This window comes from Oceanospirillum sp., from assembly GCF_982874595.1.
The window spans coordinates 1-8,025 of sequence record NZ_CEYNZH010000085.1; the positions used below are offsets into that span (position 1 = coordinate 1).

7 protein-coding genes are annotated in these 8,025 nt (G+C 54.7%); all 7 read right to left on the reverse strand.

All coding sequences use genetic code 11. From position 1 onward, the window contains the following. Positions 1-129: 129 nt before the first annotated feature. The 7 genes from hpaD (AC4GL5_RS18025) to AC4GL5_RS18055 all read right to left on the reverse strand — a co-directional run bounded on the left by hpaD (AC4GL5_RS18025) (position 130) and on the right by AC4GL5_RS18055 (position 7,845). On the reverse strand, positions 130-1,056 hold the full coding sequence (gene hpaD, locus AC4GL5_RS18025; protein ID WP_490384194.1) for a 3,4-dihydroxyphenylacetate 2,3-dioxygenase: 927 nt from the start codon (positions 1,054-1,056) through the stop codon (positions 130-132). A 138-nt stretch (positions 1,057-1,194) separates the two neighbouring features. Continuing rightward, on the reverse strand, positions 1,195-2,412 hold the full coding sequence (locus AC4GL5_RS18030) for a multidrug effflux MFS transporter (RefSeq protein WP_490384195.1): 1,218 nt from the start codon (positions 2,410-2,412) through the stop codon (positions 1,195-1,197). Between the two features lie 67 nt (positions 2,413-2,479). Beyond that, positions 2,480-3,913 (reverse strand): aldehyde dehydrogenase family protein, encoded by a 1,434-nt coding sequence (locus AC4GL5_RS18035; protein WP_490384196.1) that lies wholly within the window; start codon positions 3,911-3,913, stop codon positions 2,480-2,482. Positions 3,914-4,034: 121 nt separating this feature from the next. Beyond that, positions 4,035-4,520, reverse strand: a complete 486-nt coding sequence (locus AC4GL5_RS18040; RefSeq protein WP_490384197.1) for a GlcG/HbpS family heme-binding protein — start codon at positions 4,518-4,520, stop codon at positions 4,035-4,037. A gap of 306 nt (positions 4,521-4,826) precedes the next feature. Further along, positions 4,827-5,678: a 3,4-dihydroxyphenylacetate 2,3-dioxygenase gene (gene hpaD, locus AC4GL5_RS18045; protein WP_490384198.1), complete on the reverse strand. Its 852-nt coding sequence runs from the start codon at positions 5,676-5,678 to the stop codon at positions 4,827-4,829. Positions 5,679-6,011: 333 nt separating this feature from the next. Beyond that, positions 6,012-6,533 (reverse strand): homoprotocatechuate degradation operon regulator HpaR, encoded by a 522-nt coding sequence (hpaR, locus tag AC4GL5_RS18050; protein ID WP_490384199.1) that lies wholly within the window; start codon positions 6,531-6,533, stop codon positions 6,012-6,014. Continuing rightward, positions 6,523-7,845 (reverse strand): hypothetical protein, encoded by a 1,323-nt coding sequence (locus AC4GL5_RS18055; protein WP_490384200.1) that lies wholly within the window; start codon positions 7,843-7,845, stop codon positions 6,523-6,525. Before AC4GL5_RS18055 ends, hpaR begins: the two co-directional genes overlap by 11 nt. Between the last annotated feature and the right edge of the window lie 180 nt (positions 7,846-8,025).

Below are 8,025 nucleotides of genomic sequence, written 5' to 3' on the forward strand. Positions count from 1 at the left end.
CGACGGTTACGTGGATCTGTAAGTAATGGGTGACACAGAACTATGAACACCCTCCGTTAACAAATTTAAAGCCCAAAAAAACCGGATCAGTTGATCCGGTTTTTTGCGTCTAGCAAGGCTTAAACAAACTTAAACCCGACTCTCACCATAAGTCAGTTCAGCCTGTTTGGATGCCTGTGGCGCTGGCACTTTACTACCATCCTGCGGTGTCACCGGGAATACGCAGTTGATCTGGCCGGTGCCGGAGCTACCAAAGTACGGGGTGAGGACTTCGGCGTTGCCGTCATACCCAGACCAGCCCAGTGCCCCCAGCAGCATGGCGGTGTCGTGCATCATGCCTTCGCCGTGGCCTTTGATGGCGTATTCCGGCAGCATGGTGCAGAACTTATCCCACTCGGCGTTTTCCCACATTTTCACTACTTCGTGATCCAGTGTTTCCAGCATAGGGCTCCACACTTTATCGGAGAAGTCCGGTGCCTGTCCGTTCTGAGCAAAGCGGTGTGACAGCGAGCCGGAGGCCAGAATCGCCACGGTGCCATCGTAGTGTTTTTCGATCGCTTCTCGCATCGCCCAACCCAGACGTGCGCTGTCGTTCAGGTAGTGAACGGTACACAGCGCCGATACTGAGATCACTTTAAAGTGGTTGTCCTGATTCATATAACGCATCGGCACCAGCGTACCGTATTCAGGAGCCAGCGTGGTGCTGTCGTGTGCCAGTGTCTCCACGCCCTGTTCGTTACACACCTTCGCCAGCAGGTTACCCAGCTCAGGGTTGCCGTTCAGGTCGTACTCCATGTTGCTGATAAAGTGCGGCAGCTCGCCACTGGTGTAGTTACCTTCCCAGTGCTCGGCGCAGTTGATGTGGTAGCCGGAATTCACCAGCCAGTGGGTATCAAATACCACGATGGTATCTACGCCCAGCTCTCGGCAGCGGCGGCCAATCTCAAGATGACCATCAATCGCAGCCTGACGGCAGCCTTTGCGCGGGCCATCCAGTTCGGACAGATACATGGACGGTACGTGTGTAATCTTGGCAGCTAGTGCAAGTTTTCCCATTGTTATTATCCTCTTGGGTTTTGCCGGGCATCGGTTGCAGTGAGATGCCGTTTAAAAATAATAAGCACTTTTAGATTAAAAAGTACTTCAGGGTTGTTCGTTTAACGTCTTGGATTGTTTGTTACTAACAAGGTCGCTTCAGATGTTGGCTTCCGCTTTGACCTTCTGACGCCGTCTGCGCCATGAATAGCTGTGGCAGCAGATCGCCAGCATGGGAGCGGCCAGTATGCAGCTCATCAGTACCACCAAACCCTGTTGCATCAGCCAGGGGGTGACCTGTGCCATCACGCTGCCGGTCAGCAGCTGAATAAAGCCCATCAGGCCGGATGCGGTTCCGGCGGAGCCCGTGGCGCAGGCAATCGCACCGGACTGGGCATTAGGCTGGCTGAAGCCCCGGCCAAAGGTCACCAGCGCCATGGGTAAAAACAGGGTGGTTAGGCTCAGCTTGCCTTCAAGGGCAAACAGCAACAGCAGGCCAGCGCCGAACAGCGACAGGCCATTACCCAGCATCACCATACGGTCGATATTCAGCCATTTGGCCATGCGGGTAGAGAGAAAGCTGCCCGCCATAAAGGCGAGGGAAACCGTCAGAAACCAGCTGCCGAACTGAGCGGAGTTGCCCCCCAGCTGATCCACGACAATATAGGGCGAGCTGCCGACAAACATATAAAAGGCGGTGGCGATAAAGGTGGTGGAGAGGGCGTAACCAAGATATTCCGATGAGGTGAGTACGCTACCGTACTGACCCAATACGCGACCTAAACGCAGGTTGTCGCTTTTCTGTTCGCAGGTTTCCGGCAGCCATTTAAAGGTGGCCGCCATAACGGTGCTGCCGATCACAATCGGCAGAACCAGTGTCGCATTCCAGCCGTACCAGAGGTTCAGAAAGCCCCCCAGTGTTGGCGCAATGGACTGGGCGATCGCAATCGCCATCACCATATAACCCATCTTTCCGGCAGCGCCCTGTCGGCCATAAAGATCGACAATCACGGTGCGTGCCAGCGACATAGCGGTACTGCCGCCTAACGCCTGAAGCACACGACCGGCGACCAGAAAGGTAATATCCTGAGCAACCGCCGCCAGCGCACTGCCTATCACATGCAGGGCAAGGCCCCAGAGCAGTACCGGGCGTCGGCCAAAAAAGTCGGCCAAAGGGCCGGAGATCAGCTGACCGACAGCCAGTGTCAAAAGATAACTGGTGAAGGTCAGCTGGATGGTGTTGATATCAACACCCAGAGAACGGGCAGCATCCGGCATCGCCGGCACGAACAGGTTCAGTGCCAGCGGGCTGGTCAGCGCCATGGCTGACAAGAGTGTCATCAGGGAGGATGACGGATGAATGGAGGCTGCTTTCATTAAGGCTCTCTGTTGGTCAGGGTTTTAACCCTAGGCTGTTAGCCCTTTAGGGGTTCAGAAGAACCGCTTACGGGTTTGGATTACGCAGTACCATCAGGCGGATCTCGGTCATGTCCTCGATGGCGTAGCGGATACCTTCACGGCCGATACCGGAATCTTTCACGCCGCCATAGGGCATGTGATCCACACGCCATGAGGGTACGTCACCGATCACAACGCCGCCCACTTCCAGCTCATCCCAGGCTTTCTGCGCTTTGTAGATATCCTTGGTGAAGATACCGGCCTGCAGGCCAAAGTCAGAGTTGTTCACTTCTTCCAGCGCAGCATCGTAGTCGCTGAACTTGGACAGAATCGCCACAGGGCCGAAGGCTTCCTGACAGCTGACATCCATATCCGGGGATACGTCTTCCAGCAGGGTCGCTTCCAGCATAGCGCCGTCACAGTTACCACCGGCCAGAACCTTAGCACCGCCAGCTTTTGCCGCTTCAACCCAGCCGTGCAGGCGTGCCGCTTCTTTCTCAGAGATCATAGGGCCGATAAAGGTGTTCTCATCCGCCGGATCACCGTGTACCAGCTCGCCAACCGCTTTGATCAGGCGCTCGCGGGCTTCATCGTACAGGCTTTCGTGCACCATGATGCGCTGAACCGAGATGCAGCTCTGACCCGACTGGTAGTAAGCACCAAATACGATACGGGCAACGGCATCTTCAAGGTCGGTGCCTTCATCAACGATACAGGCTGCGTTGCCGCCCAGTTCCAGCACTACAGGCTTCTTACCGGCTTTGGCTTTCAGGTTCCAGCCAACCTCCGGAGAACCGGTAAAGCTCAGCAGCTTCAGGCGGTCATCGGTAGTGAACAGATCTGCGCCATCGCGGTGACACGGCAGAATAGAGAAAGCACCTTTTGGCAGATCGGTTTCTGCCAGAACTTCACCGATGATCAGCGCGCCGATTGGCGTCAGGGAGGCAGGCTTCAGAATAAACGGGCAACCCGCTGCAATGGCAGGAGCAACCTTGTGTGCCGCCAGATTCAGCGGGAAGTTAAAGGGCGAGATAAAGGAGCAAGGGCCGATCGGCACGCGCTTCCACTGACCGCTGTAACCGTTAGCGCGGGGGCTGATATCCATCGGGATCACTTCACCGTAGATGCGGGTGGCTTCTTCGGCGGCGATTTTGAAGGTGTCGATCAAGCGGGTCACTTCGCCACGGGCATCTTTGATCGGCTTACCGGCTTCAACGCACAGCGCCTGAGCCAGCTCTTCAAAGCGTTCCTGAAAACGCTTAACGCAGTGTTCCAGAATCTGCTGACGCTTAAACGCTGGCATTTTGCGCATGGCATCGGTGGCTTCATTAGCCGCGGCGATAGCACGGTCAATGGCGTCAACATCCGCCATGGCAACGCGGGTGGCAATCTCACCGGTGTACTTGTTGGTGACTGCCAGATCCTGATTGGGTGCAACCGGCTCGTTGGCCAGATAGTAAGGGTAGCTTGCCTGTAGCATGTGTTGAGCTCCGTCGTCGTTTTGTTGTTCTGTCATTGAAGAACGGCGATTAAGGGTAGGCCGTTCAAATGCTGTCGTTAAAGCTTTCGGAAAAGATAGGGTGTATCGGTTCTTTCAGGAATTAAATGCCCAAAGCGGCAATGGCCGCTTCCGCACACTCAATATCCTGATGCACAGCGCCACCGGAGACTCCGACAGCACCTACGAGCAAACTCGAAGCGGTCAGGGAACCTGTGCTGTCGGAGTCATAACTTGTGTCGGATGAGGACGCTGCCGGAACATTCACCGGCAGACCGCCACCGAGCATGGTGAAACGATCCCGCTGACCAAGGGCTTGCTGAACCTTGGGCTGACTGGCGAGGCGTTCATCCCACTCATGGGTGGCGCGATTGAAACTGACGGCGGTGTAGGCCTTGTCTTCAGCGAGGCTTGCTGAAAGCAAAGGTGCGCCGTTCATACGAATACTGGCGAGGGGGATGCCCTGCGGGCCGACAACGGAGATGCAGATGTTGATACCCAGTTGTTCCGCTTTCTGTTTCGCGGCCTGGAGCATGGTAAGAGCAGAGTCGGTGCTCAGCTCGTGCAGTGTTTGAAGCGAAAAAGTCATGCTGTTTGATCTCGTTATCGTTGTTAGCGCTTTGTCGTTATCAGTACTTTGTTGCTATCGGTGCTTTATTATTGGCTTTATTCAGAGCTTTGGGGTTGTTCTGCTACCGGCCGGTAATGGTTACCTTAGCCCACTGGATAGCTTTTCTATGTTCTTTCTTCTTTCTTCGGTTGCTCAGATGGTTGCAGTAAATCGGAGCAGGTTGCCTTGTCGCTCAAGGCGTTTTGCCTGATCACCCTTCTTTGAGGATGTATTGGTTAAGGGCTTATACCTCAGGGCTTGGTTTCATACCTGAGGAGTGTTCGCTTACAGGTGGAACTGAACATTGGTCTGACCAGTGCCGGAGCTTTCAAAGTATGGCGTCAGCACTTCGGCTTTGCCGTCATACTTATCCCAACCCAGTGCGCCAAACAGCATAGCGGTGTCGTGCATACCACCTTCACCTGCACACTTCAGTGCGTAGTCCGGCAGCATTTTCAGGAAGGTGTCATATTCACCCTGCGCCCACAGATCCATCACCCGAAGATCCACCTGCTTGTTAAACTCTTTCGAGATGGTGAAGGTGCCGTTGTTGGCAGCGTAGAGTTCGTTTTCCCAGATTTTGTGGGACAGAGAACCGGATGCCAGCAGCATCACTTTGCTGTCGCTTTCACGGATCGCTTCAGCAATCGCTTCGCCCAGCTTGCGGGAATCGTTCAGGTTATGAACCGTGCACCATGCGGCGATGGACACCACTTTGAACTGGCCTTCCGGGTCCATAAAGTGCAGCGGAACCAGGGTGCCGTACTCCAGATCCAGCGTCTTAACCTGATGAGACAGGGTGTGAACGCCCTTTTCGGTCGCGCGTGCCGCAATCGCATCACCCAGATCCGGGTTGCCCGGATGCTTGTATTCCATATTCTGGATAAAGTGCGGGAACTCGTGACTGGTATAAACCCCTTCAAACAGCTCGTTGCTGTTAATGTGGAAACCGGCATTCACCAGCCAGTGGGTATCCAGAACGACAACGGTATCAACACCGGCGGCACGGGCTCGACGACCCAGTTCGCGGTGGCCTTCAATAGCGGGTTCGCGGCAACCTTCCAGAGCACCGGGCTGTTGGGAAAGCAGCATGGTCGGTACGTGAGTCACCTTAGCGGCAATAGTAATTTCACCCATCTTCTTCACCTTTTTTTGTTCTAAGTGGTTTTAGTGGCAGAGCCTGTGACCATCACCCGAAAGGACTGGTCGCTCTGACCGATCATTTTGCCGGCCCCTGAACCGTTAACATGTCAAGCTGTCACCGTGGCGCTTTCTCTGAGCGAAACGGATAAAGTTAATATGTTAAGTAAAAATATAGATAACATGTTAACTATTGTCAACGCAGGATGCGGGCTTTGGGGGCGTTTTCTATTGAGTCAGGTCAGGGTTTTGTCTGAGCTGGAATGCAGGCGGCGCGATTCCGGGCCGCCCAGAGGTGCGTTATACCCTGATGTGTGTTTTAACTGAGCGTCAGGGTTCGAGATCAATAATCTCAGTCAGCAGTTCATTCAGCTGCTGGATTTTTTCCTGAGAGAGCTGGCTGGTCAGGTGGGCGTAGCGGCCTTCCAGGCGGGGGCTGAGCTCTCTGAACAGCGCTTTGGCCTGATCGGTCAGGCTGATCAGAACCCGGCGCTGATCCTCGGTGGATTTGCGGCGCTTCAGGTGACCCTGACTTTCCAGCCGGTTGATAATACCGGTGAGGCTGGGGCTGAGAATACAGCACAGCTCGGCCAGCTGTTTGGATTCCAGTTCTTCATATTCATTCAGGGCGCGGATCACCCGCCACTGTTGTTCCGTCAGTCCTGCTTCCTGAAGAATCGGGCGAAAGAACGACATGGTCGTTTCGCGGGCTTTCAGTAATTTCAGCGGGATAGAGTCGTTAAACTTGCGCATCTGATCAAATTTCCGTTGCAGGCTTTTAGCCTGATCAGCCTCGTGCTCCTGAGTTTGGGCAGCTGTGGCTGTATCGTATTTTTTGGGCTCAGCGAACACCGTTGGCCTCCATGATAAAGAGGATTCCGGTCGCAAAGAGCAACATGATGATGGAGTAGGGCATATTGTCCCGAAGCATGGCTCGATTGGGAACCTTAAATTGATTATGAATGATGATATTTACGCCGCTGAACAGTGAACCGGACATCGCCAGTGATACGCCCATCATGTAGGCGATGGCCATCAGGTGAGGTGTCACCGTGTTGTGGGCCATCAGACCGGCAAAAATAGCCACCAGTGCAAACTGGTGAATGCCCAGACTTGAGATAACAAAGATCAGCAGCATGACACTGGCCGCAACCAGCGCATTGGTATCGCCAAAGGGCGAGTGAATCAGACCCGCTGCGATACAGGCCTTAACCCCTGCCGCCAGAAAACCCGCCGCCAGAAACAGAGAGATCTCCGGTCGGGTATTGGGCAGCTGCTCGCGGATATGCGTCTGTACTTTCTGAGTGGTTTCACCGGCACCTTTCAGCACCAGAAGCCAGATCAGTGGGATGGCCACGGCCACGGTGGAGATCACCACCAGCATCGGCAGATCCGGCAGTAGCTGATGAACCAGCAGTAAAGTGGCGATCAGCAGCACCGGCAACGCCAGGGACGATAAGGTGATGGGATAACCCTGATAGGTGGTCAGCTCATCATTGCTGCGCAAGCGAGCTTCGGCCAAGGTCAGCAGAAAACCAAAGGCAACAATGGTCAGCGCCCAGGGGTAAACCTTGCCCATCTCAACGCCGGGTACCAGTTCCAGAATCAGCGGAATCATACTGAGAAACGGTGACCAGAAGATCGCCAGAGAAAAGCCACGGGTCAGCAGCCGATAGGAGAGCGGATTCAGCTGAGCACCGTTGCTTTGGGTCTTGCGAACCTGATCGCCAAACAGAAAAAGAGAGGAGAAGTTGGCGACAGATGAGAAAAGGTGCATGCCGCCGAAGGTGGCCGCAAAGCTCTTAAAACCGGTGTTCTTACCACCGGCATGCACCTTAGTCGCCAGCCGGATAAAGCTGACAGCGGTGAGCAGCATCGCCAGTTTAATGTGCTCATCCAAGAGAGACATCAGGTTCAGCTGGCCGGTTTCCCACCACGCCCAGATGCCAAACCCGGCTCCTGCCGCCATCAGCGCGGTTACCGGTGTGCGCTGCTTGCGGGTCATGCGGGTAAATTCAATGGCGATAAAAGACCACACCAGAACCGTTGCCGCATCACGGGTATCCGCTAGCTGCAGGGTATCCACCAGCGTCAGCGCCCAGGTCAGCACCAGCAGAATACCGGTCGGTAGCGGTTTGTTGAGGGTGGGGGTTGCCGTGGTCAAATTAAAATCTCATTAACATATTAAGTATCTGGTAAGTCTAACCGATTTTTTGCGGAATGTAAGGGGACAATCCAGGCAAATGGCTTATCGATGGAAGTTCGGAATAGGCTATATCTGAGGGGGGGGGGGGGGGGGGACCGGCTAATAGGGCTCCAGATTAACGCGCCAGCTGAAGATCAC

Coding starts and splice junctions, on each gene's coding strand:
- hpaD (WP_490384194.1), bottom strand. CDS start 1,056: ATGGGAAAACTTGCACTAGCTGCCAAGATTACACACGTACCGTCCATG.
- AC4GL5_RS18030 (WP_490384195.1), bottom strand. CDS start 2,412: ATGAAAGCAGCCTCCATTCATCCGTCATCCTCCCTGATGACACTCTTG.
- AC4GL5_RS18035 (WP_490384196.1), bottom strand. CDS start 3,913: ATGCTACAGGCAAGCTACCCTTACTATCTGGCCAACGAGCCGGTTGCA.
- AC4GL5_RS18040 (WP_490384197.1), bottom strand. CDS start 4,520: ATGACTTTTTCGCTTCAAACACTGCACGAGCTGAGCACCGACTCTGCT.
- hpaD (WP_490384198.1), bottom strand. CDS start 5,678: ATGGGTGAAATTACTATTGCCGCTAAGGTGACTCACGTACCGACCATG.